The organism is Lysobacter enzymogenes, from assembly GCF_023617245.1.
Classification (GTDB): domain Bacteria; phylum Pseudomonadota; class Gammaproteobacteria; order Xanthomonadales; family Xanthomonadaceae; genus Lysobacter; species Lysobacter yananisis.
In genome coordinates, this window is record NZ_CP067396.1 from 1,602,037 (window position 1) to 1,624,577 (window position 22,541).

At 65.3% G+C, this 22,541-nt stretch carries 24 protein-coding genes; all 24 read left to right on the forward strand.

The window, feature by feature from the left end; translation table 11 throughout:
• Positions 1–64: 64 nt before the first annotated feature.
• Positions 65–436: a 50S ribosomal protein L7/L12 gene (rplL, locus tag JHW41_RS06925; protein ID WP_057948562.1), complete on the forward strand. Its 372-nt coding sequence runs from the start codon at positions 65–67 to the stop codon at positions 434–436.
• Between the two features lie 318 nt (positions 437–754).
• Positions 755–4,918, forward strand: a complete 4,164-nt coding sequence (gene rpoB, locus JHW41_RS06930) for a DNA-directed RNA polymerase subunit beta (RefSeq protein WP_057948561.1) — start codon at positions 755–757, stop codon at positions 4,916–4,918.
• Positions 4,919–5,060: 142 nt separating this feature from the next.
• On the forward strand, positions 5,061–9,284 hold the full coding sequence (gene rpoC / locus JHW41_RS06935; protein ID WP_057948560.1) for a DNA-directed RNA polymerase subunit beta': 4,224 nt from the start codon (positions 5,061–5,063) through the stop codon (positions 9,282–9,284).
• Positions 9,285–9,735: 451 nt separating this feature from the next.
• Positions 9,736–10,110 (forward strand): 30S ribosomal protein S12, encoded by a 375-nt coding sequence (gene rpsL, locus JHW41_RS06940; RefSeq protein ID WP_057948559.1) that lies wholly within the window; start codon positions 9,736–9,738, stop codon positions 10,108–10,110.
• A gap of 80 nt (positions 10,111–10,190) precedes the next feature.
• Positions 10,191–10,658 carry a 30S ribosomal protein S7 gene (gene rpsG / locus JHW41_RS06945; RefSeq protein ID WP_057948558.1) on the forward strand — a complete coding sequence of 156 codons (468 nt, stop codon included), beginning with the start codon at positions 10,191–10,193 and terminating at the stop codon, positions 10,656–10,658.
• A gap of 141 nt (positions 10,659–10,799) precedes the next feature.
• Complete coding sequence (fusA, locus tag JHW41_RS06950) at positions 10,800–12,920, forward strand: elongation factor G (protein WP_057948557.1); 2,121 nt, start codon at positions 10,800–10,802, stop codon at positions 12,918–12,920.
• A 92-nt stretch (positions 12,921–13,012) separates the two neighbouring features.
• Entirely contained in the window at positions 13,013–14,203 is a 1,191-nt protein-coding gene (tuf, locus tag JHW41_RS06955; RefSeq protein WP_057948556.1) for an elongation factor Tu, read from the forward strand.
• 553 nt (positions 14,204–14,756) lie between these two features.
• Positions 14,757–15,068 (forward strand): 30S ribosomal protein S10, encoded by a 312-nt coding sequence (rpsJ, locus tag JHW41_RS06960; RefSeq protein WP_022968186.1) that lies wholly within the window; start codon positions 14,757–14,759, stop codon positions 15,066–15,068.
• Positions 15,069–15,078: 10 nt separating this feature from the next.
• Positions 15,079–15,732, forward strand: a complete 654-nt coding sequence (rplC, locus tag JHW41_RS06965; RefSeq protein WP_057948555.1) for a 50S ribosomal protein L3 — start codon at positions 15,079–15,081, stop codon at positions 15,730–15,732.
• Positions 15,733–15,744: 12 nt separating this feature from the next.
• Positions 15,745–16,350 (forward strand): 50S ribosomal protein L4, encoded by a 606-nt coding sequence (gene rplD, locus JHW41_RS06970; RefSeq protein ID WP_250449443.1) that lies wholly within the window; start codon positions 15,745–15,747, stop codon positions 16,348–16,350.
• Positions 16,347–16,643 (forward strand): 50S ribosomal protein L23, encoded by a 297-nt coding sequence (gene rplW, locus JHW41_RS06975; protein WP_057948553.1) that lies wholly within the window; start codon positions 16,347–16,349, stop codon positions 16,641–16,643. The genes rplD and rplW overlap by 4 nt, the downstream gene beginning before the upstream one ends.
• Positions 16,644–16,653: 10 nt before the next feature.
• The gene (gene rplB / locus JHW41_RS06980; RefSeq protein ID WP_057948552.1) at positions 16,654–17,481 is read left to right on the forward strand and encodes a 50S ribosomal protein L2; all 828 of its coding nucleotides are present in this window, start codon (positions 16,654–16,656) and stop codon (positions 17,479–17,481) included.
• 6 nt (positions 17,482–17,487) lie between these two features.
• Positions 17,488–17,757, forward strand: a complete 270-nt coding sequence (gene rpsS / locus JHW41_RS06985; protein WP_057948551.1) for a 30S ribosomal protein S19 — start codon at positions 17,488–17,490, stop codon at positions 17,755–17,757.
• Positions 17,758–17,767: 10 nt separating this feature from the next.
• Entirely contained in the window at positions 17,768–18,103 is a 336-nt protein-coding gene (rplV, locus tag JHW41_RS06990) for a 50S ribosomal protein L22 (protein WP_055902442.1), read from the forward strand.
• Between the two features lie 13 nt (positions 18,104–18,116).
• The gene (rpsC, locus tag JHW41_RS06995; RefSeq protein ID WP_057948550.1) at positions 18,117–18,878 is read left to right on the forward strand and encodes a 30S ribosomal protein S3; all 762 of its coding nucleotides are present in this window, start codon (positions 18,117–18,119) and stop codon (positions 18,876–18,878) included.
• Between the two features lie 6 nt (positions 18,879–18,884).
• Complete coding sequence (gene rplP / locus JHW41_RS07000; protein ID WP_057948549.1) at positions 18,885–19,298, forward strand: 50S ribosomal protein L16; 414 nt, start codon at positions 18,885–18,887, stop codon at positions 19,296–19,298.
• A complete protein-coding gene (gene rpmC, locus JHW41_RS07005) occupies positions 19,298–19,483 on the forward strand; it encodes a 50S ribosomal protein L29 (RefSeq protein WP_057948548.1) in 186 nt (61 codons plus the stop codon). The genes rplP and rpmC overlap by 1 nt, the downstream gene beginning before the upstream one ends.
• 10 nt (positions 19,484–19,493) lie before the next feature.
• A complete protein-coding gene (gene rpsQ / locus JHW41_RS07010; protein ID WP_057948547.1) occupies positions 19,494–19,763 on the forward strand; it encodes a 30S ribosomal protein S17 in 270 nt (89 codons plus the stop codon).
• Between the two features lie 14 nt (positions 19,764–19,777).
• The gene (rplN, locus tag JHW41_RS07015) at positions 19,778–20,146 is read left to right on the forward strand and encodes a 50S ribosomal protein L14 (protein WP_031373826.1); all 369 of its coding nucleotides are present in this window, start codon (positions 19,778–19,780) and stop codon (positions 20,144–20,146) included.
• A gap of 16 nt (positions 20,147–20,162) precedes the next feature.
• Positions 20,163–20,477 (forward strand): 50S ribosomal protein L24, encoded by a 315-nt coding sequence (gene rplX, locus JHW41_RS07020; protein ID WP_057948546.1) that lies wholly within the window; start codon positions 20,163–20,165, stop codon positions 20,475–20,477.
• Positions 20,478–20,488: 11 nt separating this feature from the next.
• The gene (gene rplE, locus JHW41_RS07025) at positions 20,489–21,031 is read left to right on the forward strand and encodes a 50S ribosomal protein L5 (protein WP_057948545.1); all 543 of its coding nucleotides are present in this window, start codon (positions 20,489–20,491) and stop codon (positions 21,029–21,031) included.
• Positions 21,032–21,046: 15 nt separating this feature from the next.
• Positions 21,047–21,352, forward strand: coding sequence for a 30S ribosomal protein S14 (rpsN, locus tag JHW41_RS07030; RefSeq protein ID WP_057948544.1), 306 nt, complete (start codon positions 21,047–21,049; stop codon positions 21,350–21,352).
• 191 nt (positions 21,353–21,543) lie between these two features.
• Positions 21,544–21,942, forward strand: coding sequence for a 30S ribosomal protein S8 (rpsH, locus tag JHW41_RS07035; protein ID WP_057948543.1), 399 nt, complete (start codon positions 21,544–21,546; stop codon positions 21,940–21,942).
• Between the two features lie 15 nt (positions 21,943–21,957).
• The gene (gene rplF / locus JHW41_RS07040) at positions 21,958–22,485 is read left to right on the forward strand and encodes a 50S ribosomal protein L6 (protein WP_057948542.1); all 528 of its coding nucleotides are present in this window, start codon (positions 21,958–21,960) and stop codon (positions 22,483–22,485) included.
• Positions 22,486–22,541: the final 56 nt, after the last annotated feature.

Sequence of the window (22,541 nt, forward strand, 5' to 3'; positions counted from 1 at the left end):
CCGTCTTCGCGACCGCTTCACTGAACCCGATTCGTAAGATCAAATTTTCCTGAGGTTAAACACAATGTCCCTGTCCAACGAACAGATCGTCGACGCCATCGCCGAAAAGAGCCTGATGGAAGTCATGGAACTCGTCCGCGCGATCGAAGAGAAGTTCGGCGTCTCCGCCGCCGCTCCGGTCGTCGCCGGCGTCGCCGCCGAAGCCGCCGCGCCGGTCGAAGAGCAGACCGAGTTCACCGTCGTGCTGAAGGCCGCCGGCGAGAAGAAGGTCGAAGTCATCAAGGCCGTCCGCGCCATCACCGGCCTGGGCCTGAAGGAAGCCAAGGACCTGGTCGAAGGCGCTCCGCAGAACGTCAAGGAAGCCGTCTCCAAGGACGACGCTGCCAAGATGAAGAAGGACCTCGAAGCCGCTGGTGCGACCGTCGAAGTCAAGTAAGCCGTACTTGCGTCGCCGGTTCGTATTGGCGACCAACCGAAGGCTGGGGGCGAAAGCCCCCGGCCTTTGGCCGTTGTAGCGGGATCGCGCATTCCGGATCGGTTCGAGGTTTTTTCTACGATCCGCGTCCCGTCGTCGTGAGTTGTCAGTCGGAAGTAGCGGGAGAAGGCGTGCTGGTGCCGGCAATACCAGCGACTTCCCACTGGCAATTTTTGCTTTTCAGTCATTAGTCCCCCGAACCGCGGACGCGCGGTTCGCCCGGAAAGCGCCGGCAAGCGGCTTTCCCGGCCCATTAGCTAATCGAGGCGGTAGCTCACCATGACCACAGCTTCCCAGAACTATTCGTTCACCGAAAAGAAGCGCATCCGCAAGGACTTCGGCAAGCGCAAGTCCATCCTCGAAGTACCCTTCCTGCTCGCGATCCAGGTCGATTCCTATCGCGAATTCCTGCAAGAGCACACCGACCCGGCCAAGCGCGCCGACCGCGGCCTGCACGCCGCGCTGAAGTCGGTGTTCCCGATCTCCAGCTACAGCGGCAACGCCGCGCTCGAGTACGTGGGCTACAAGCTCGGCGACCCGGTGTTCGACGAGCGCGAATGCCGCAACCGCGGGCTGTCCTACGGCGCTCCGCTGCGCGTGACCGTGCGCCTGGTGATCTACGACCGCGAGTCCTCGACCAAGGCGATCAAGTACGTCAAGGAGCAAGAGGTCTACATGGGCGAGATTCCGCTCATGACCGACAACGGCACCTTCATCGTCAACGGCACCGAGCGCGTCATCGTCTCGCAGCTGCACCGTTCGCCGGGCGTGTTCTTCGACCACGACCGCGGCAAGACCCACAGCTCGGGCAAGCTGCTGTACAGCGCCCGCATCATCCCCTACCGCGGCTCCTGGCTGGACTTCGAGTTCGACCCGAAGGACGCGGTGTTCACCCGTATCGACCGCCGCCGCAAGCTGCCGGTCACCGTGCTGCTGCGCGCGCTCGGCTACGGCAACGAGGAGATGCTGAACAAGTTCTTCGAGATCAACACCTTCCACATCATGCCCGAGGGCGTGCAGTGGGAGCTGGTCTCCGAGCGCCTGCGCGGCGAAACCCTGGACTTCGACCTGGCCGACGGCGACCGCGTGATCGTCGAGGCCGGCAAGCGCGTGACCGCGCGCCACGTCAAGCAGATGGAGCAGTCGGGCATCTCCGCCCTGGCCGTGCCGGACAGCTACCTGATGGGCCGCATCCTGTCGCACGACGTCGTCGACACCAAGACCGGCGAGCCGCTGGCCTCGGCCAACGACGAGATCAACGAAGACCACCTGCAGGCCTTCCGCAAGGCCGGCATCGACCAGATCGGCACGATCTGGGTCAACGACCTCGACCGCGGTCCGTACATCTCCAACACCCTGCGCATCGACCCGACCAAGACCCAGCTCGAGGCCCTGGTCGAGATCTACCGCATGATGCGTCCGGGCGAGCCGCCGACCAAGGACGCCGCGCAGAACCTGTTCCACAACCTGTTCTTCACCTTCGAGCGCTACGACCTCTCGGCCGTGGGCCGGATGAAGTTCAACCGCCGCATCGGCCGCAAGGAAACCATCGGCGCCTCGGTGCTGTACGACGCGAAGTACTTCGCCGACCGCAAGGACGACGAGTCCGCGCGCCTGCGCAACGAGCTGGGCGACACCTCCGACATCCTCGACGTCATCCGCACCCTGACCGAGATCCGCAACGGTCGCGGCGTGGTCGACGACATCGACCACCTCGGCAACCGCCGCGTGCGTTCGGTCGGCGAAATGGCCGAGAACACCTTCCGCGTCGGCCTGGTCCGCGTCGAGCGCGCGGTCAAGGAGCGCCTGTCGATGGCCGAGTCCGAAGGCCTGACCCCGCAGGAGCTGATCAACGCCAAGCCGGTGGCCGCCGCGATCAAGGAGTTCTTCGGCTCCTCGCAGCTGTCGCAGTTCATGGACCAGAACAACCCGCTGTCGGAAGTCACCCACAAGCGCCGCGTCTCGGCGCTGGGCCCGGGCGGCCTGACCCGCGAGCGCGCCGGCTTCGAAGTGCGCGACGTGCACCCGACCCACTACGGCCGCGTCTGCACCATCGAAACGCCGGAAGGCCCGAACATCGGCCTGATCAACTCGCTGGCGGTGTTCGCCCGCACCAACAAGTACGGCTTCCTCGAGACGCCGTACCGCAAGGTCGTGGACGGCAAGGTCACCGAGGACGTCGAGTTCCTGTCGGCGATCGAAGAGAACGAGTACGTCATCGCCCAGGCCAACGCGCCGCAGGACGACAAGGGCATGATCACCGCCCAGTTCGTCGCCTGCCGCTTCCAGGGCGAAACCCTGCTCAAGCCGCCGAGCGAGATCCACTTCATGGACGTCTCGCCGATGCAGACCGTGTCGGTCGCGGCCGCGCTGGTTCCGTTCCTGGAGCACGACGACGCCAACCGCGCGCTGATGGGCGCGAACATGCAGCGTCAGGCCGTTCCGACCCTGCGTTCGCAGAAGCCGCTGGTCGGCACCGGCATCGAGCGCGCCGTGGCGCGCGACTCGGGCGTGACCGTCAACGCGCTGCGCGGCGGCGTGATCGAGCAGGTCGACGCGGGCCGCATCGTGGTCAAGGTCAACGAGGAGGAGATCTCCGCGGTGACCGACGCCGGCGTCGACATCTACAACCTGATCAAGTACACGCGTTCGAACCAGAACACCTGCATCAACCAGCGTCCGCTGGTGAAGGTGGGCGACGTGATCGCGCGCGGCGACGTGCTGGCCGACGGTCCCTCGACCGACATCGGCGAGCTCGCGCTCGGCCAGAACATGCTGGTCGCGTTCATGCCGTGGAACGGCTACAACTTCGAAGACTCGATCCTGCTCTCCGAGCGCGTGGTCGAGGAGGATCGCTACACCACGATCCACATCGAAGAGCTGACCTGTTCGGCGCGCGACACCAAGCTGGGGCCGGAGGAAATCTCCGCCGACATCCCGAACGTCTCCGAGCAGGCGCTGAACCGCCTCGACGAGTCGGGCGTGGTGTACATCGGCGCCGAGGTCCGCGCCGGCGACATCCTGGTCGGCAAGGTCACGCCGAAGGGCGAGTCGCAGCTGACTCCGGAAGAGAAGCTGCTGCGCGCGATCTTCGGCGAGAAGGCCTCCGACGTTAAGGACAGCTCGCTGCGCGTGCCGCCGGGCATGGACGGCACCGTCATCGACGTGCAGGTCTTCACCCGCGACGGCATCGAGAAGGACAAGCGCGCCCGCCAGATCGAAGAGTCGGAAATCCGCCGGGTCAAGAAGGACTTCGACGACCAGTTCCGCATCCTCGAAGCGGCGATCTACGACCGCCTGCGCTCGCAGCTGATCGGCAAGACCGCCAACGGCGGCGCCGGCCTGAAGAAGGGCGACACCGTCACCTCGCTGGTGCTGGACGGCCTGAAGAAGACCGACTGGTTCACCCTGCGCATGAAGGACGAGGAAGCGATCGAGGCGATCGAGCGCGCGCAGAAGCAGATCGACGTTCACGCCAAGGAATTCGAACGCCGTTTCGCCGACAAGCGCGCCAAGATCACCCAGGGCGACGACCTAGCTCCGGGCATCCTCAAGACGGTCAAGGTGTTCCTGGCGGTCAAGCGCCGCATCCAGCCGGGCGACAAGATGGCCGGCCGTCACGGCAACAAGGGCGTGGTCTCGACCATCGTTCCGGTCGAGGACATGCCGTACGCGGCCGACGGCCAGACCGTCGACATCGTGCTGAACCCGCTCGGCGTGCCGTCGCGTATGAACATCGGCCAGATCCTCGAAGTGCATCTGGGCTGGGCCGCCAAGGGCCTGGGCCAGAAGATCCAGCGCATGCTGGAGGCGCAGCAGAAGATCGCCGATCTGCGCAAGTTCCTCGACGACGTCTACAACCACGACACCAAGGTGCACGGCCAGCGCGTCGACCTGAAGCAGTTCACCGATGAGGAACTGCTGCGTCTGGCGCGCAACCTGACCGACGGCGTGCCGATGGCGACGCCGGTGTTCGACGGCGCGGCCGAGTCCGAGATCAAGCGCATGCTCGAGCTCGCGGAACTGCCGAGCAGCGGCCAGACCGTGCTGCACGACGGCCGCACCGGCGAGGCGTTCGAGCGTCCGGTGACCATCGGCTACATGCACATGCTGAAGCTGAACCACCTGGTCGACGACAAGATGCACGCGCGCTCGACCGGTCCGTACTCGCTCGTCACCCAGCAGCCGCTGGGCGGCAAGGCGCAGTTCGGCGGCCAGCGTTTCGGCGAAATGGAAGTCTGGGCGCTGGAAGCCTACGGCGCGGCCTACACCCTGCAGGAAATGCTGACGGTGAAGTCCGACGACGTGCAGGGCCGCAACCAGATGTACAAGAACATCGTCGACGGCGAGTACGAAATGGTCGCCGGCATGCCGGAGTCCTTCAACGTGCTGGTCAAGGAAATCCGCTCGCTCGCGATCAACATGGAGCTGGAAGAGAACTGAGGCAAGCGCAGGCGACAGAGAGCCGGCGGCGAAGGGAATGGCGGCGTAACGCGCGATCCCTCCGCTCCTCCCGGCTCCCTCTCTCCCGCCCTGGTTTTTCCCTCGCTTCTCCCCGACGAATTCCTCCGATTGGAGTAAAGAAATGAAAGACTTGCTCAATCTCTTCAACCAGCAGCGTCCCGCGCTGGACTTCGACGCCATCAAGATCGCCCTGGCCTCCCCGGACCTGGTGCGCTCGTGGTCGTTCGGCGAAGTGAAGAAGCCGGAAACCATCAACTACCGCACCTTCAAGCCCGAGCGCGACGGCCTGTTCTGCGCCGCGATCTTCGGTCCGATCAAGGACTACGAGTGCCTGTGCGGCAAGTACAAGCGCATGAAGCACCGCGGCGTGGTGTGCGAGAAGTGCGGCACCGAGGTCACCCTGGCCAAGGTCCGCCGCGAGCGCATGGGCCACATCGACCTGGCCTCGCCGGTCGCGCACATCTGGTTCCTCAAGTCGCTGCCCTCGCGCATCGGCCTGATGCTGGACATGACCCTGCGCGACATCGAGCGCATCCTGTACTTCGAAGCGTACGTCGTGACCGAGCCGGGCCTGACCCCGATGGAACGCGGCAACCTGCTGACCGAAGAGCAGTACCTGCAGGCGCGCCAGGAGCACGGCGACGACTTCGAGGCCGCGATGGGCGCCGAGGCGGTCTACGACCTGCTGCGCACCATCGACCTGCAGGCCGAGATGCTGCAGCTGAAGGAAGAGATCGCCTCGACCAACAGCGAGACCAAGCTCAAGCGCCTGACCAAGCGGATCAAGCTGGTCGAAGCCTTCCTCGAATCCGGCAACCGTCCGGAGTGGATGGTCATGACCGTGCTGCCGGTGCTGCCGCCGGACCTGCGTCCGCTGGTGCCGCTGGAAGGCGGCCGTTTCGCGACCTCGGATCTGAACGATCTGTACCGCCGCGTCATCAACCGCAACAACCGCCTGCGCCGCCTGCTCGAACTCAACGCGCCCGACATCATTGTGCGCAACGAGAAGCGCATGCTGCAGGAATCGGTCGACGCCCTGATGGACAACGGCCGCCGCGGCCGCGCCATCACCGGCACCAACAAGCGCCCGCTCAAGTCGCTGGCCGACATGATCAAGGGCAAGCAGGGCCGGTTCCGCCAGAACCTGCTCGGCAAGCGCGTGGACTACTCGGGCCGTTCGGTCATCGTGGTCGGCCCGACCCTGCGCCTGCACGAGTGCGGCCTGCCGAAGAAGATGGCGCTCGAGCTGTTCAAGCCCTTCATCTTCGCCAAGCTGCAGCGCCGCGGTCTCGCCACCACGATCAAGGCCGCCAAGAAGCTGGTCGAGCGCGAAGAGGCCGAGGTGTGGGACATCCTCGAAGAGGTGATCCGCGAGCACCCGGTGCTGCTGAACCGCGCCCCGACCCTGCACCGCCTCGGCATCCAGGCGTTCGAACCGGTGCTGATCGAAGGCAAGGCGATCCAGCTGCACCCGCTGGTCTGCACCGCGTTCAACGCCGACTTCGACGGCGACCAGATGGCCGTGCACGTCCCGCTGAGCCTCGAGGCCCAGCTGGAAGCGCGCGCGCTGATGATGGCGTCGAACAACATCCTGTCGCCGGCCAACGGCGAGCCGATCATCGTGCCGTCGCAGGACGTCGTGCTCGGCCTGTACTACATGACCCGCGCCCTCGAGAACAAGGCGGGCGAGGGCATGGCGTTCGCCAACGTGGCCGAGGTCAAGCGCGCCTACGACAACCGCGCCGTGCAGCTGCACGCCAAGGTCAAGGTCCGCATCACCGAGACCGTGATCGCCGAGGACGGCACCCGTTCGCAGAAGACCTCGGTCGTCGACACCACCGTCGGCCGCGCCCTGCTGCGCGAGATCCTGCCGGAAGGCCTGCCGTACGCGCTGGCCAACACCGAGCTGACCAAGAAGAACATCAGCCGCCTGATCAACTCCTGCTACCGCATGCTGGGGCTGAAGGACACCGTCGTGTTCGCCGACCGCCTGATGTACACCGGCTTCGGTTACGCGACCCGCGCCGGCGTGTCGATCGGCATCGACGACATGATCATCCCGGGCGAGAAGAAGGGCATCCTGGCCGAGGCCGAGTCGGAAGTGCTGGAAATCCAGCAGCAGTACCAGTCCGGCCTGGTCACCGCGGGCGAGCGCTACAACAAGGTCGTCGACATCTGGTCGCGCACCAACGAGCGCGTGGCCAAGGCGATGATGGACGCGATCGGCACCGACACCGTGACCAACGCCAAGGGCGACCAGGTCCCGCAGAAGTCGATGAACTCGATCTACATCATGGCCGACTCCGGCGCGCGCGGTTCGCAGGCGCAGATCCGTCAGCTCGCCGGCATGCGCGGCCTGATGGCGCGTCCGGACGGCTCGATCATCGAGACGCCGATCACCGCGAACTTCCGCGAAGGCCTCAACGTTCTGCAGTACTTCATCTCGACCCACGGCGCCCGTAAGGGCCTGGCGGATACCGCGCTGAAGACCGCGAACTCGGGTTACCTGACCCGCCGTCTGGTCGACGTGGCGCAGGACGTGGTCATCACCGAAACCGACTGCGGCACCGTCGAGGGTCTGACCATGACCCCGATCGTCGAAGGCGGCGACGTGGTCGAGCCGCTGCGCGACCGCGTGCTGGGCCGCGTCGTGGCCGAGGACGTGTTCCTGCCGGGCAACGACGAGGAACCGATCGTCACCCGCAACACCCTGCTCGACGAAGCCTGGGTGCAGAAGCTCGAGGACGCCAGCGTCCAGTCGATCAAGGTGCGTTCGACCATCACCTGCGCCAGCAGCTTCGGCGTGTGCGCGCGCTGCTACGGCCGCGACCTCGGCCGCGGCCACCTGGTCAACCACGGCGAAGCGGTCGGCGTCGTCGCCGCGCAGTCGATCGGCGAGCCGGGCACGCAGCTGACCATGCGTACCTTCCACATCGGCGGCGCGGCGTCGCGAGCGGCGGCGATCGACAACGTCACCGTCAAGACCACCGGTTCGCTGAAGTTCAACAACCTCAAGCACGTCGCGCACGCCGGCGGCCACCTGGTCGCGGTCTCGCGTTCGGGCGAACTGTCGGTGCTCGACCCGCACGGCCGCGAGCGCGAGCGCTACAAGGTGCCCTACGGCGCGACCATCAACTTCCGCGATGGCGCCGAGATCAAGGCCGGCAACACGGTCGCGAACTGGGATCCGCACAACCACCCGATCGTTTCGGAAGTCGCCGGTTTCGTGCGCTTCATCGACTTCGTCGATGGCGTGACCGTGATCGAGAAGACCGACGACCTGACCGGCCTGGCCTCGCGCGAGATCACCGATCCCAAGCGTCGCGGCTCGCAGGGCAAGGACCTGCGTCCGATCGTGCGCATCGTCGACAAGAACGGCAAGGACCTGTCGATCCCGGGTACCGACCTGCCGGCGCAGTACCTGCTGCCGCCGCGCTCGATCGTCAACCTGCAGGACGGCGCGCCGGTCGGCGTGGGCGACGTGGTCGCCAAGATCCCGCAGGAAGCGTCGAAGACCCGCGACATCACCGGCGGTCTGCCGCGCGTGGCCGACCTGTTCGAAGCCCGCAAGCCGAAGGACCCGGCGGTCCTGGCCGAGGTCTCCGGCATCGTCAGCTTCGGCAAGGACACCAAGGGCAAGCAGCGCTTGATCATCAAGCAGGCCGACGGCGAGGAGCACGAAGAGCTGATCCCGAAGTACCGCCAGATCATCGTGTTCGAAGGCGAGCACGTGGAGAAGGGCGAGACGGTCGTGGACGGCGAGCCGAGCCCGCAGGACATCCTGCGCCTGCTGGGCGTGGAGCCGCTGGCGGTCTACCTGACCAAGGAAATCCAGGACGTCTACCGCCTGCAGGGCGTGAAGATCAACGACAAGCACATCGAGGTGATCGTTCGCCAGATGCTGCGCAAGGTCGAGATCGTCGACGGCGGCGACAGCAAGTTCCTCAACGGCGAGCAGGTCGAGCGTCAGCGCCTGATCGAGGAGAACGTGCGCCTGCAGGCCCGCAGCGAGATCCTGGCCAAGTTCGATCCGGTCCTGCTCGGCATCACCAAGGCCTCGCTGGCGACCGAGTCGTTCATCTCGGCGGCCTCGTTCCAGGAGACCACCCGCGTGCTGACCGAGGCCGCCGTGCGCGGTACCCGCGACAGCCTGCGCGGCCTCAAGGAGAACGTGATCGTCGGTCGCCTGATTCCGGCCGGTACCGGCCTGGCGTACCACACCCAGCGCCGCAAGAACGCGTCGGGCCTGACCGACTCGGAGATGGAAGCGCTGGCCGGTCCGGTGAGCGTGGCGGTCGAGGCTCCGGCCGCGGCCGAGACGGTCGCCGGCGACGACGCCGAGTAAGCAAGCGTCCGCCGCATCCCGGTCCGGCCGTCAGGCCGGATCGGGGCCGGCAACGAGGTTCCACGCAAGGCGGGCAGCGATGCCCGCCTTGTTTTTTGCCCGCGCGTCGCGCGGCGCCCGCGTGGACATGACGGCGGGCCAGGCGGGTCGGGGCTGGCAAGTCCGGCAAAACATGCTAGACTCGCGGATCGGATTGGGCCCGTATGGGTCGCATCCCAGATCACGAAATTAGGCGCAGGGAGCGCCTAGTGTTCGGCCCAGGGTAGGGCGGGATCATCGAATAAGGAAACGAAACTGGCGCCTACGGCGTCGGTTCCGCCTGTTCGCGCTGCCTGCGTTGACGGAAACGTTAAGCGCGGGCTATACTTTTTCGTCTCGGCAGGTCGGGTGCTATCGGCTTGCCGTTCGTTTCTCACGAAGCGGCCGCCCGGCCCTTAAACAAGAGTTCCAGATGGCAACCATCAATCAGCTCGTCCGCAAGCCGCGGCAGGCAGCTACCTACAAGAGCACCTCGCCGGCGCTCGCCAACTGCCCGCAGCGCCGCGGCGTCTGCACCCGCGTGTACACCACCACCCCGAAGAAGCCGAACTCGGCTCTGCGCAAGGTCGCCAAGGTGCGCCTGACCAACGGTTACGAAGTCATTTCGTACATCGGCGGCGAAGGCCACAACCTGCAGGAGCACTCGGTCGTGCTGATCCGCGGCGGCCGCGTGAAGGACCTGCCGGGCGTGCGCTACCACACCGTGCGCGGCTCGCTCGACGCCGCCGGCGTCGCCAAGCGTCGCCAGAGCCGTTCCAAGTACGGCGCCAAGCGTCCGAAGTCCTAATCGCGTCGATGCCCGGCGCGCCCAAGGCGCCGCCACCCGCAACCACGCACGTTCAAGAATCACGAGAATAGGTACGCACCATGTCGCGTAAAGGCTCCGCCCCGCAGCGTTCGATCCTGCCCGATCCCAAGCACGGCAGCGAAACGATCGCGCGTTTCATCAATATGGTCATGCAGAGCGGCAAGAAGTCGGTCGCCGAGAAGATCGTCTACGGCGCGATGGACGTCATCGGCGAGAAGAATCCCAACGCCCTGGAACTGGTCGAGAAGGCCCTGACCAACGTGTCCCCGTCGGTCGAGGTGAAGTCCCGCCGCGTCGGCGGCGCCACCTACCAGGTGCCGGTCGAAGTGCGCTCCTCGCGCCGCGTCGCCCTGGCGATGCGCTGGCTGATCGACTCCGCGCGCAAGCGCGGCGAGAGCTCGATGCCGCGCAAGCTGGCCGCCGAGCTGCTGGACGCTTCCGAGAACCGCGGCGCGGCGATCAAGAAGCGCGAAGAGACTCATCGCATGGCGGAAGCGAACCGCGCGTTCGCGCACTACCGCTGGTGATCTAGTCGCCCTGGCGACAGGGTCTTCGCAACATCCGCATGTGATGTTGCCGCGGCGGCGTGACAGCCGCCTTGCGAACCGGAGGCCGCCGATAAGGCGGCGTCCGGCCATCTGGAATTCGAAAACTTACGAGAGGGTCCCGTGGCTCGCACCACTCCCATCGAGCGTTACCGCAACTTCGGCATCATGGCCCACATCGATGCCGGCAAGACCACCACGTCCGAACGCATCCTGTTCTACACCGGCGTCAGCCACAAGATCGGCGAAGTGCACGAAGGTGCCGCGACGATGGACTGGATGGAGCAGGAGCAGGAGCGCGGCATCACCATCACTTCCGCCGCGACCACCGCGTTCTGGAAGGGCATGGACAAGTCGCTGCCCGAGCACCGCTTCAACATCATCGACACCCCCGGCCACGTCGACTTCACCATCGAAGTGGAGCGTTCGCTGCGCGTGCTCGACGGCGCGGTGTTCGTGCTGTGCGCCGTGGGCGGCGTGCAGCCGCAGTCCGAGACCGTTTGGCGCCAGGCCAACAAGTACTCGGTGCCGCGCATGGCGTTCGTCAACAAGATGGACCGCACCGGCGCCAACTTCGATAAGGTCGTCGAACAGCTGAAGGCGCGCCTGGGCGCGTACGCCGTTCCGATGCAGGTGCCGATCGGCGCCGAAGACGGCTTCGAGGGCGTGGTCGACCTGCTGAAGATGAAGGCGATCCACTGGGACGTCGCCTCGCAGGGCACCAAGTTCGAATACAAGGACATCCCGGCCGAGCTGCAGTCCAAGGCCGAGGAAGCGCGCAGCTTCATGATCGAAGCCGCCGCCGAAGCGACCGAAGAGCTGATGGAGAAGTACCTGGGCGGCGAAGAGCTGACCGAGGAAGAAATCGTCTCCGGTCTGCGCGCGCGCACCCTGAAGGTCGAGATCGTGCCGGTGTTCTGCGGCTCGGCGTTCAAGAACAAGGGCGTGCAGGCCATGCTCGACGGCGTCATCAACCTGCTGCCGTCGCCGGCCGACCGTCCGCCGGTGCAGGGCATCGACGAGAACGAAAAGGAAGACAGCCGCAAGGCTTCGGATTCCGAGCCGTTCTCGGCGCTGGCGTTCAAGATCATGACCGACCCGTTCGTGGGCGCGCTGACCTTCTTCCGCGTCTACTCGGGCGTGCTGAACTCGGGCGACCAGGTCTACAACCCGGTCAAGATGAAGAAGGAGCGCATCGGCCGCATCCTGCAGATGCACGCCAACCAGCGCGACGAAATCAAGGAAGTCCGCGCCGGCGACATCGCCGCGGCCGTGGGCCTGAAGGACGTGACCACCGGCGACACCCTGTGCGCCCAGGACCACGTCATCACCCTCGAGCGCATGGTGTTCCCGGAGCCCGTCATCTCGATGGCGGTCGAGCCGAAGACCAAGTCGGACCAGGAAAAGATGGGCATCGCGCTGGGCCGCCTGGCTCAGGAAGATCCCTCGTTCCGCGTGCGTACCGACGAAGAGTCCGGCCAGACCATCATCTCGGGCATGGGCGAGCTGCACCTGGACATCATCGTCGACCGCATGCGTCGCGAGTTCAACGTCGAGGCCAACGTCGGCAAGCCGCAGGTGGCGTACCGCGAGACCATCCGCAAGTCGGACGTCAAGTCGGACTACAAGCACGCCAAGCAGTCCGGCGGTAAGGGCCAGTACGGTCACGTCGTGATCGAGCTGTCGCCGATGAACGAAGCCGACCGCGCCAACGAGGACGTCGAGAACGATTTCCTGTTCGTCAACGACATCACCGGCGGCGTGATTCCGAAGGAATTCATCCCGGCGGTCGAGAAGGGCCTGCGCGAGACCATCACCAGCGGTCCGCTGGCCGGCTTCCCGGTCGTGGGCGTGAAGGTCAAGCTCGTGTTCGGTTCGTACCACGACGTCGACTCGTCGGAAATGGCGTTCAAGCTCGCCGCGTCGATGGCCTTCAAGGAAGGCTTCCGCAAGGCCGATCCGGTCCTGCTGGAGCCGATGATGAAGGTCGAAGTGGTGACCCCGGAAGAGTACGTCGGCGACGTGATGGGCGACTTGAGCCGTCGTCGCGGCCTGCTGCAGGGCCAGGACGACACGCCGTCGGGCAAGACCATCAACGCGATGGTGCCGCTGGGCGAGATGTTCGGTTACGCGACCACGATCCGTTCGCTGACCCAGGGCCGCGCGACCTTCACGATGGAATTCGACCATTACGCCGAGGCGCCGACCAACATCGCCGAGACGGTCATCAAGAAGGGCGGCTAAGCCGACGCTTGCGCCCCCGGACGGGAGCCGCCGCTCGCGGCTTCCGTCCGCTCCGAATAACGAATCACTGCATTAATTAAAGAGAGACAATCATGGCTAAGGGTAAATTCGAGCGCACCAAGCCGCACGTGAACGTCGGCACGATCGGTCACGTCGACCACGGCAAGACCACGCTGACGGCCGCTCTGACCAAGGTCGGCGCCGAGCGTTTCGGTGGCGAGTTCAAGGCGTACGACGCGATCGACGCGGCGCCGGAAGAGAAGGCTCGCGGCATCACGATCTCGACGGCGCACGTCGAGTACGAAAGCCCGAACCGTCACTACGCCCACGTGGACTGCCCGGGCCACGCCGACTACGTGAAGAACATGATCACGGGTGCGGCGCAGATGGACGGCGCGATCCTGGTGTGCTCGGCCGCCGACGGCCCGATGCCGCAGACGCGCGAACACATCCTGCTGTCGCGTCAGGTCGGCGTGCCGTACATCGTCGTGTTCCTGAACAAGGCCGACATGGTGGACGACGCCGAGCTGCTCGAGCTGGTCGAGATGGAAGTGCGCGAGCTGCTGTCGAAGTACGAGTTCCCGGGCGACGACACCCCGATCATCCACGGTTCGGCCCGTCTGGCGCTGGAAGGCGACCAGAGCGACATCGGCGTGCCGGCGATCATCAAGCTGGTCGAGGCGCTGGACAGCTTCATTCCGGAGCCGGAGCGCGCGATCGACAAGCCGTTCCTGATGCCGGTGGAAGACGTGTTCTCGATCTCGGGCCGCGGCACCGTGGTGACCGGCCGTATCGAGCGCGGCATCATCAAGGTGGGCGACGAAATCGAAATCGTCGGCATCCGTCCGACCCAGAAGACCACGGTCACCGGCGTCGAGATGTTCCGCAAGCTGCTGGATCAGGGCCAGGCGGGCGACAACGCGGGCCTGCTGCTGCGCGGCACCAAGCGCGACGACGTGGAGCGCGGCCAGGTGCTGGCGAAGCCGGGTTCGATCACCCCGCACACCGAGTTCGAGGGCGAGGTGTACGTGCTGTCGAAGGACGAAGGCGGCCGCCACACCCCGTTCTTCAAGGGCTACCGTCCGCAGTTCTACTTCCGCACCACCGACATCACCGGCGCGTGCCAGCTGCCGGAAGGCGTCGAGATGGTGATGCCGGGCGACAACGTGAAGATGGTGGTCACGCTGATCAACCCGGTGGCGATGGACGAAGGCCTGCGCTTCGCGATCCGCGAAGGCGGCCGTACCGTCGGCGCCGGCGTGGTGTCGAAGATCGTCAAGTGACGATTCGGCCCGTGCGCGCATAGCGCGCACGGCTTTGCCGAATAGTCATCCCCGCGAAAGCGGGGATCCAGAGACGAGGGCTCCACTCCGAAGTCTCCGGCGAAAGATCCCGCGGCGGCCTCCCGGCCGCCGCGGCTTTTTCAGGGTCGCCGGCTCTGTGAACAGAGCTCAGGCCCGGTCCGCAATCCCGCAGGGCAGGGGTGTTGCATCGCCCCCGCCAATACGGCTAGAATGCGCGACCACCGTGCCAGGCCCGGTTTCCGAGTCGGCACAACCAGCGAAATGAGGAACAGGACGTCCCTCGTATTCGCCAGACAGGGATATGTCGCACGGCAGCTCCGTACGTTCCGGGCCCACAAGGCATCCAAGGAGCAGTAACGGGGCCCTTCGTGCGTTCTGCTCAGTCTGGGGCGGGCCGGGAAGCCGGGCCGCCTTAGCTTTTCCAGGCAAGGAAGCTCCGGGGCGAGGGTGTTGCCCTGGAGTGTTTGCGTTTTCGTGGGGCCGGCGCACCCAGAAGCCGTCCCGTCGCTCTTTCAACCAAGGAATTCCGTTCATGGCGGACCAAAAGATCCGGATCCGGCTCAAGGCGTACGATCATCGTCTGATCGACCGCTCGGCCAGCGAGATCGTCGAGACGGCCAAGCGGACCGGCGCGCAAGTGCGCGGCCCGATCCCGCTGCCGACCAAGATCGAGCGTTACACCGTTCTCGTCTCCCCGCACGTCGACAAGGACGCGCGCGACCAGTACGAGACCCGCACGCACAAGCGCGTGCTCGATATCGTGGACCCCAACGACAAGACCGTGGACGCGCTGATGAAGCTCGAGCTCGCGGCTGGCGTCGATGTCCAGATCAAGCTGACCTGAGGCGACCACCATGACCGCGAAGAAGTATTCGTTGGGCATCGTCGGTCGCAAGGCCGGCATGAGCCGTTTCTTCACCGAAGACGGCAAGTCGGTTCCGGTGACCCTCATCGAGGCGACCCCGAACCGCATCACCCAGATCAAGACCGAAGACACCGACGGCTACAGCGCCGTGCAGGTGACGGTCGGCGTGCGCCGCGCCGCGCTCGTCAACAAGCCCGAAGCCGGTCACCTCGCCAAGGCGAAGGTCGAAGCCGGTCGCGGCCTGTGGGAGCTGCGCGTGGAAGCCGACCAGATCGGCGCGTTCGAAGTCGGCGGCGAGATCAAGGCCGACATCTTCAGCGCCGGCCAGCTGGTCGACGTCCAGGGCGTGACCAAGGGCAAGGGCTTCCAGGGCACGATCAAGCGCTGGAACTTCCGCATGGGCGACGCGACGCACGGCAACTCGCTGTCGCACCGTTCGCCGGGCTCCATCGGCCAGCGCCAGACGCCGGGCCGCGTGTTTCCGGGCAAGAAGATGTCGGGCCACATGGGCGCCGTCCAGCAGAGCACCCAGCGTCTTGAAGTGGTCAAGGTCGACGCCGAGCGCGGCCTGATCGCGATCAAGGGCGCCGTGCCGGGCGCACCGGGTGGCGACGTGATCGTCCGTCCCTCGAGCAAGGCATAAGGAGAGATGACGATGGAACTCGCCATCAATAACAGCAGCAAGACGCTATCGGTCTCCGACGAGATCTTCGGCCGCGAATTCAGCGAAGACCTAGTCCATCAGGTCGTCGTCGCCTATCGCAACGCCGGTCGCGCCGGCACCAAGGCGCAGAAGACCCGTTCGGAAGTCAACGGCACGACCAAGAAGTCGAAGAAGCAGAAGGGCGGCGGTGCTCGTCACGGCGCGCTCACCGCTCCGATCTTCGTCGGCGGCGGCGTGACCTTCGCGGCCAAGCCGCGCAGCTTCGCGCAGAAGGTCAACCGCAAGATGTACCGCGCCGCGATCGCCGCGATCCTGTCCGAGCTCAACCGCCAGGGCCGCATCACGGTCGTCGAGAGCTTCGACATCGACGCGCCGAAGACCAAGGGCCTGATCGAAAAGCTCAGGAGCCTGGAAGTCGGCCGCCGTCCGCTGATCGTGACAGAAGAGGCCACCGAGAACCTGTACCTCTCGGCCCGCAACCTGCCGTACGTCGAAGTCCGTGATGTCCAGGGCCTGGATCCGGTCGCCCTCGTCGGCGCCGACTCGGTCGTGCTCACCAGCGACGCGGTCAAGAAGATCGAGGAGTGGCTGGCATGAACGACGCCAAGCTCTACAGCATCATCCGCGCGCCGCGCGTGTCCGAAAAGACCGCGCGTCTGCAGGAAGTTTCCAACCAATACGTCTTCGAAGTTTCGAACGAAGCGACCAAGGGCGACATCAAGGTCGCCGTTGAGAAGCTGTTCGACGTCAAGGTCGAGGCTGTCAATGTGGTCAACGTGAAGGGCAAGAACAAGGCCTTCCGCAACCGCATGGGCCGCCGCGGCGACTGGCGCAAGGCGTACGTGACGCTGGCCGAAGGCCAGTCGATCGACGTGATGGCCAAGGCCTGAGGAAAGACCCATGGCATTGATGACTTTCAAGCCCACCTCCGCCGGCCGCCGCAACGCGGTCCGCGTCGTGACCCCGGGCCTGCACAAGGGCGCGCCGCACGCGGCCCTGATCGAAAAGCAGGGCAAGACCGGCGGCCGTAACCACCACGGCCGCATCACCACCCGCCACATCGGCGGCGGTCACAAGCAGCACTACCGCATCATCGACTTCAAGCGCGACAAGGAAGGCATTCCGGCGCGCGTGGAGCGGATCGAATACGATCCCAACCGCACCGCGCACATCGCGCTGCTGTGCTACGTCGATGGCGAGCGCCGTTACATCATCGCCCCCAAGGGCCTGAAGGACGGCGACCAGGTGATCGCGGGCCGCGACGCCCCGATCCGCGTCGGCAACACGCTGCCGCTGAGCAACGTCCCGGTCGGCACCACCGTGTGCTGCGTCGAGATGAAGCCGGGCAAGGGCGCCCAGCTGGCCCGCGCGGCCGGCGCCAGCGCCTACCTGGTGGCTCGCGAGCAGGGCTACGCCACGCTGCGCCTTCGCTCCGGCGAAATGCGCAAGGTGCCGGTCGAGTGCCGCGCCACCGTCGGCGAAGTCGGCAACGACGAGCACAACCTCGAGAAGCTCGGCAAGGCCGGCGCCAAGCGTTGGCGCGGCATCAAGCCGACCGTCCGCGGCGCCGCCATGAACCCCGTCGACCACCCGCACGGTGGTGGCGAGGCGAAGGCCGGCCAGGGCAACCCGCATCCGGTCACCCCGTGGGGTGTTCCGACCAAGGGTTACAAGACGCGCAAGAACAAGCGCACCACGCAATTCATCGTGCGCGATCGCAGGGGTTAATCGGCCATGGCACGTTCACTGAAGAAAGGTCCCTTCGTCGACCACCATCTGATCAAGAAGGTGGAGACCGCGGGCAACAACAAGAAGCCGATCAAGACCTGGTCGCGCCGTTCGATGGTCCTGCCGGAGATGGTCGGTTTCACGATCGCCATCCACAACGGCAAGAACCACATCCCGGTGCTGGTCAACGAGAACATGGTCGGCCACAAGCTTGGCGAGTTCGCCCTGACCCGTACGTTCAAGGGTCACGGCGGCGACAAGAAGTCGGGCAAGTAAGGAGATGACCATGGAAGCGAAAGCCATCCTGCGCACCGCGCGCATCTCCCCGCAGAAGGCCCGCCTGGTCGCCGACCAGGTGCGCGGTCTGTCCGCCGAGCGCGCCGTCAACCTGCTGAAGTTCTCGGACAAGAAGGCTGCTGCACTGATCCGCAAGGTCGTGGAGTCCGCCATCGCCAACGCCGAGAACAACCAGGGCGCCGACGTCGACGATCTCAAGGTCAAGACCATCATGGTTGACGAGGGTCCCGCACTGAAGCGCTTCATGGCGCGTGCGAAGGGCCGCGGCACCCGCATCCTCAAGCGCACCAGCCACATCACTGTGGTTGTGGGCGCCGGCAAGTAAGGCGGAGTAGACAATGGGTCATAAAGTTCATCCGACCGGAATCCGCCTGGGCATCGCCAAGGATTGGAATTCCAAGTGGTTCGCCAACAAGAAGCAGTACGCCGAGTACCTGGCGGCTGACCTGAAGGTTCGCGAGATGCTTCGCAAGAAGCTGGCTCAGGCCGGCATCTCGAAGATCTTCATCGAACGTCCGGCGAACAACGCCCGCGTCACGATCCACACCGCCCGTCCGGGCGTGGTGATCGGCAAGCGCGGCGAGGACATCGAGAAGCTGCGTAAGGAAGTCAGCAACCTGATGGGCGTTCCGGCGCACATCAACGTGACCGAGGTCCGCAAGCCGGAACTCGACGCGCAGCTGGTCGCCGAATCGATCGCGCAGCAGCTCGAGCGCCGCATCATGTTCCGCCGCGCGATGAAGCGCGCGGTCGGCAATGCGATGCGCCTCGGCGCGCTGGGCATCAAGGTCAACGTCGCCGGCCGCCTCAACGGCGCCGAGATCGCGCGTTCGGAGTGGTACCGCGAAGGCCGCGTGCCGCTGCATACCCTCCGCGCCGACATCGACTACGGCTTCGCCGAAGCCAAGACGACCTACGGCATCATCGGCATCAAGACCTGGATCTACAAGGGCGAGGTGTTCGATTTCGCCCAGGTCGGCCAGGAGAAGCAGGACGACTCGCCGCGCAACGAGCGTGGTGACCGTGGCGACCGCGGCGATCGCGGCGACCGCGGCGATCGCAACGACCGCTCGGGCCGTCCTGCCCGCGAACAGAGGTAATCCGCCATGCTGCAACCCAAGCGAACCAAGTACCGCAAGGTACACAAGGGCCGTAACGAGGGCCTGAGCTGGAGCGGCAACGCCGTCAGCTTCGGCGAGTACGGCCTCAAGGCGACCGCGCACGGCCAGCTGACCGCTCGCCAGATCGAAGCGGCCCGCCGCTCGATCAGCCGCTACGTCAAGCGCGGCGGCAAGATGTGGATCCGCGTGTTCCCGGACAAGCCGATCACCAAGAAGCCGATCGAAGTCCGAATGGGCTCCGGTAAGGGCAACGTCGAGTACTGGGTCGCGCAGATCCAGCCCGGTCGCATGATTTACGAGATCGAGGGCGTTCCGGAAGACGTGGCGCGCGAAGCGTTCCGTCTGGCCGCCGCCAAGCTCTCGGTGACCACCACTTTCGTTACCCGGACGGTGCGCTAATGGAACTCAAGCAACTGCGCGAGAAGTCTGCCGATGAGCTCAAGGCTCATCTGGTCGAACTGCACAAGGAGGGCTTCGCCCTGCGCATGCAGAAGGCCACCGGCCAGCTCGCCAAGACCCACGACGCCCGCCGCGTTCGCCGCGAGATCGCTCGCGTGAACATGCTGCTGGGCGAGAAGAAGTAAGGACCCTGCCATGACCGACAACAAGACAGAGAAGGCTGTGCGCACGGTTGAAGGCCGGGTCGTCAGCAACAAGATGGACAAGACCGTCACCGTGCTCGTCGAGCGCCAGGTCAAGCACGCGCTGTACGGCAAGTACATCCGCCGCTCGACCAAGCTCCACGCCCACGACGCCGACAACGCCTGCAAGGAAGGCGACATCGTGCGCGTGAAGGAGATTGCTCCCCTTTCCAAGACCAAGAACTGGAGCGTGGTTGAGATCGTCAGCCGCGTGGCCGAATAAGAGGAGGCTGAACCATGATCCAGATGCAAAGCTACCTCGGCGTGGCCGACAACTCCGGTGCCAAGGAAGTGATGTGCATCAAGGTGCTCGGCGGCTCCAAGCGCCGTTACGCGCACATTGGCGACATCATCAAGGTCACCGTGAAGGATGCGATTCCGCGCGGCAAGGTCAAGAAGGGCGACGTCTACGACGCCGTCGTGGTGCGCACCCGCAAGGGCGTGCGCCGTCCGGACGGCTCGCTGATCCGCTTCGACGGCAACGCTGCGGTGTTGCTCAACAACAAGCATGAGCCGATCGGCACCCGTATCTTCGGGCCCGTGACTCGCGAGCTGCGCTCGGAGAAGTTCATGAAGATCGTTTCGCTCGCGCCCGAAGTGCTCTGAGCGGAGGAACTAGACCATGAACCGTATCAAGAAGGGCGATCAGGTGATCGTCACCGCCGGCAAGGACAAGGGCAAGAAGGGCGATGTGGTGCGCGTGCTCGGCGACAAGGTCGTCGTGTCGAACATCAACATCGTCAAGCGCCACACCAAGCCGAATCCGCAGGCCAACCAGCCGGGCGGCGTGGTGGAGCGCGAAGCGCCGATCCACATTTCCAACGTCATGCTGTTCAACCCGGCCACCGGCAAGGGCGAACGCATCGGTTTCAAGGTGCTGGAGGATGGACGCAAACTGCGTGTGTTCCGCTCCAGCGGTGAGGCGGTCGACGCCTGAGGAATGCTGAGATGACCACCCGGCTCGAAGAGTTTTACAAGAAAGAAGTGGTTCCCGCGCTGACCGAGAAGTTCGGTTACAAGAACCCGATGGAAGTGCCGCGCCTCGTCAAGATCACGCTGAACATGGGCGTGGGCGAAGCCGCCACCAACAAGAAGATCCTGGAAAATGCCGTTGCGGACATGACCAAGATCGCCGGCCAGAAGCCGATCGTGACCAAGTCCCGCGTGTCGGTGGCTTCGTTCAAGATCCGCGACGGCTGGCCGATCGGCGCCAAGGTCACCCTGCGCCGCGCCAAGATGTTCGAGTTCCTGGACCGCCTGATCAACATCTCGCTGCCGCGCGTCCGCGACTTCCGCGGCGTGTCGGGCCGTTCGTTCGACGGCCGCGGCAACTACAACATGGGCGTGAAGGAACAGATCATCTTCCCGGAAATCGACTTCGACCAGGTCGACGCCCTGCGCGGCATGGACATCGCGATCACCACGACCGCGAAGACCGACGCCGAGGCCAAGGCCCTGCTCGAAGCCTTCCGCTTCCCGTTCCGTAACTGAGGCTAGGATTGAACAATGGCTAAGACCTCCATGGTCAACCGCGACCTCAAGCGGGCCAAGCTGGCGAAGAAGTTCGCGGCCAAGCGCGACGCGCTGAAGAAGATCATCTCGTCCGACGCGTCCTCCTACGAGGACAAGATGGACGCCGTGGTCAAGCTGCAGAAGCTGCCGCGCGACTCGTCGCCGAGCCGCCAGCGCAACCGTTGCGCCCTGACCGGCCGTTCGCGCGGCGTGTACCAGAAGTTCGGCCTCGGCCGCAACAAGCTGCGCGAAGCCACCATGCGCGGCGACGTGCCGGGCCTGCGCAAGGCCAGCTGGTAAGCGGTCCACGCCGGCAACCGGCCAGACTTGGGAGCCCACGGCTTCAAAGTCTGTTATAGTTGCCGGCTTCCCGGGCCTCGGCCCGGGTTCCCAGCGCGGCCTTCGGGCCGCGCTGGCGTTGTTGTAAAGCGTCGAATACAACTGAAATTCGCAATCCCGCGGATATCGGTGCTACTCATAGGTGACTTTTAATGAGCATGACTGATCCCATCGCCGACATGCTGGTCCGCATCAAGAATGCGGCCGCTGTGCGCAAGCAGACGGTGAAGATGCCTTCGTCCAAGGTGAAGGTGGCCATCGCCGCCGTGCTGAAGGAAGAGGGTTACATCCTGGACTCGCGCGTGACCCCCACGTCCGCCGGCAAGTCCGAACTCGAAATCTCGCTGAAGTACTACGAAGGCAAGCCGGTGATCGAGCGCCTGGAGCGCTACTCCCGTTCGGGCCTGCGCCAGTACCGCGGCAAGGACGCGCTGCCCAAGGTCCTCGGCGGCCTCGGCGTGGCCATCATCTCCACCTCCAAGGGCATCATGACCGATGCGCAGGCGCGCCAGCAGGGCGTCGGCGGTGAAGTCCTGTGCTTCGTGGCCTAAGGGAGTAAACGAACCATGTCCCGAGTTGCCAAGAAGCCGATCGCCCTGCCGAAGGGCGTCGAAATCAACGTGCAGGCCGACGCGATCGTCGCCAAGGGCCCGAAGGGCTCGCTGAGCATCGCCAAGCCGGCCGCCATCAACCTCAAGGTCGAGAACAACGAGGCCGTCTTCGCTACCGAAGACGCCGCGCTGATCCCGCTGACCGGTACCCTGCGCGCGATCCTGGCCAACATGGTCAAGGGCGTGTCGGAAGGCTTCGAGCGCAAGCTCGAGCTGGTCGGCGTCGGTTACCGCGCCGCGATGCAGGGCAAGGACCTCAGCCTGTCGCTGGGTTTCTCGCACCCGGTCGTGTTCCAGGCCCCCGAAGGCATCACCCTCGCCGCTCCGACCCAGACCGAGATCCTGGTCCAGGGCGCGGACAAGCAGCGCGTGGGCGAAGTCGCCGCCAAGATCCGCGGTTTCCGTCCGCCGGAGCCCTACAAGGGCAAGGGTGTGAAGTACGCCGGCGAAGTCATCATCCGTAAGGAAGCCAAGAAGGCCTAACGGGTAGGGCGCCGGCCCGCGTGCCGGCCCCGGATCACCAGGCTTTCAGCTTTCGG

Bases quoted from the DNA above. Each gene is read 5' to 3' on its own strand.
- rplL (WP_057948562.1), top strand. From the start codon at position 65: ATGTCCCTGTCCAACGAACAGATCGTCGACGCCATCGCCGAAAAGAGC.
- rpoB (WP_057948561.1), top strand. From the start codon at position 755: ATGACCACAGCTTCCCAGAACTATTCGTTCACCGAAAAGAAGCGCATC.
- rpoC (WP_057948560.1), top strand. From the start codon at position 5,061: ATGAAAGACTTGCTCAATCTCTTCAACCAGCAGCGTCCCGCGCTGGAC.
- rpsL (WP_057948559.1), top strand. From the start codon at position 9,736: ATGGCAACCATCAATCAGCTCGTCCGCAAGCCGCGGCAGGCAGCTACC.
- rpsG (WP_057948558.1), top strand. From the start codon at position 10,191: ATGTCGCGTAAAGGCTCCGCCCCGCAGCGTTCGATCCTGCCCGATCCC.
- tuf (WP_057948556.1), top strand. From the start codon at position 13,013: ATGGCTAAGGGTAAATTCGAGCGCACCAAGCCGCACGTGAACGTCGGC.
- rpsJ (WP_022968186.1), top strand. From the start codon at position 14,757: ATGGCGGACCAAAAGATCCGGATCCGGCTCAAGGCGTACGATCATCGT.
- rplC (WP_057948555.1), top strand. From the start codon at position 15,079: ATGACCGCGAAGAAGTATTCGTTGGGCATCGTCGGTCGCAAGGCCGGC.
- rplD (WP_250449443.1), top strand. From the start codon at position 15,745: ATGGAACTCGCCATCAATAACAGCAGCAAGACGCTATCGGTCTCCGAC.
- rplW (WP_057948553.1), top strand. From the start codon at position 16,347: ATGAACGACGCCAAGCTCTACAGCATCATCCGCGCGCCGCGCGTGTCC.
- rplB (WP_057948552.1), top strand. From the start codon at position 16,654: ATGGCATTGATGACTTTCAAGCCCACCTCCGCCGGCCGCCGCAACGCG.
- rpsS (WP_057948551.1), top strand. From the start codon at position 17,488: ATGGCACGTTCACTGAAGAAAGGTCCCTTCGTCGACCACCATCTGATC.
- rplV (WP_055902442.1), top strand. From the start codon at position 17,768: ATGGAAGCGAAAGCCATCCTGCGCACCGCGCGCATCTCCCCGCAGAAG.
- rpsC (WP_057948550.1), top strand. From the start codon at position 18,117: ATGGGTCATAAAGTTCATCCGACCGGAATCCGCCTGGGCATCGCCAAG.
- rplP (WP_057948549.1), top strand. From the start codon at position 18,885: ATGCTGCAACCCAAGCGAACCAAGTACCGCAAGGTACACAAGGGCCGT.
- rpmC (WP_057948548.1), top strand. From the start codon at position 19,298: ATGGAACTCAAGCAACTGCGCGAGAAGTCTGCCGATGAGCTCAAGGCT.
- rpsQ (WP_057948547.1), top strand. From the start codon at position 19,494: ATGACCGACAACAAGACAGAGAAGGCTGTGCGCACGGTTGAAGGCCGG.
- rplN (WP_031373826.1), top strand. From the start codon at position 19,778: ATGATCCAGATGCAAAGCTACCTCGGCGTGGCCGACAACTCCGGTGCC.
- rplX (WP_057948546.1), top strand. From the start codon at position 20,163: ATGAACCGTATCAAGAAGGGCGATCAGGTGATCGTCACCGCCGGCAAG.
- rplE (WP_057948545.1), top strand. From the start codon at position 20,489: ATGACCACCCGGCTCGAAGAGTTTTACAAGAAAGAAGTGGTTCCCGCG.
- rpsN (WP_057948544.1), top strand. From the start codon at position 21,047: ATGGCTAAGACCTCCATGGTCAACCGCGACCTCAAGCGGGCCAAGCTG.
- rpsH (WP_057948543.1), top strand. From the start codon at position 21,544: ATGAGCATGACTGATCCCATCGCCGACATGCTGGTCCGCATCAAGAAT.
- rplF (WP_057948542.1), top strand. From the start codon at position 21,958: ATGTCCCGAGTTGCCAAGAAGCCGATCGCCCTGCCGAAGGGCGTCGAA.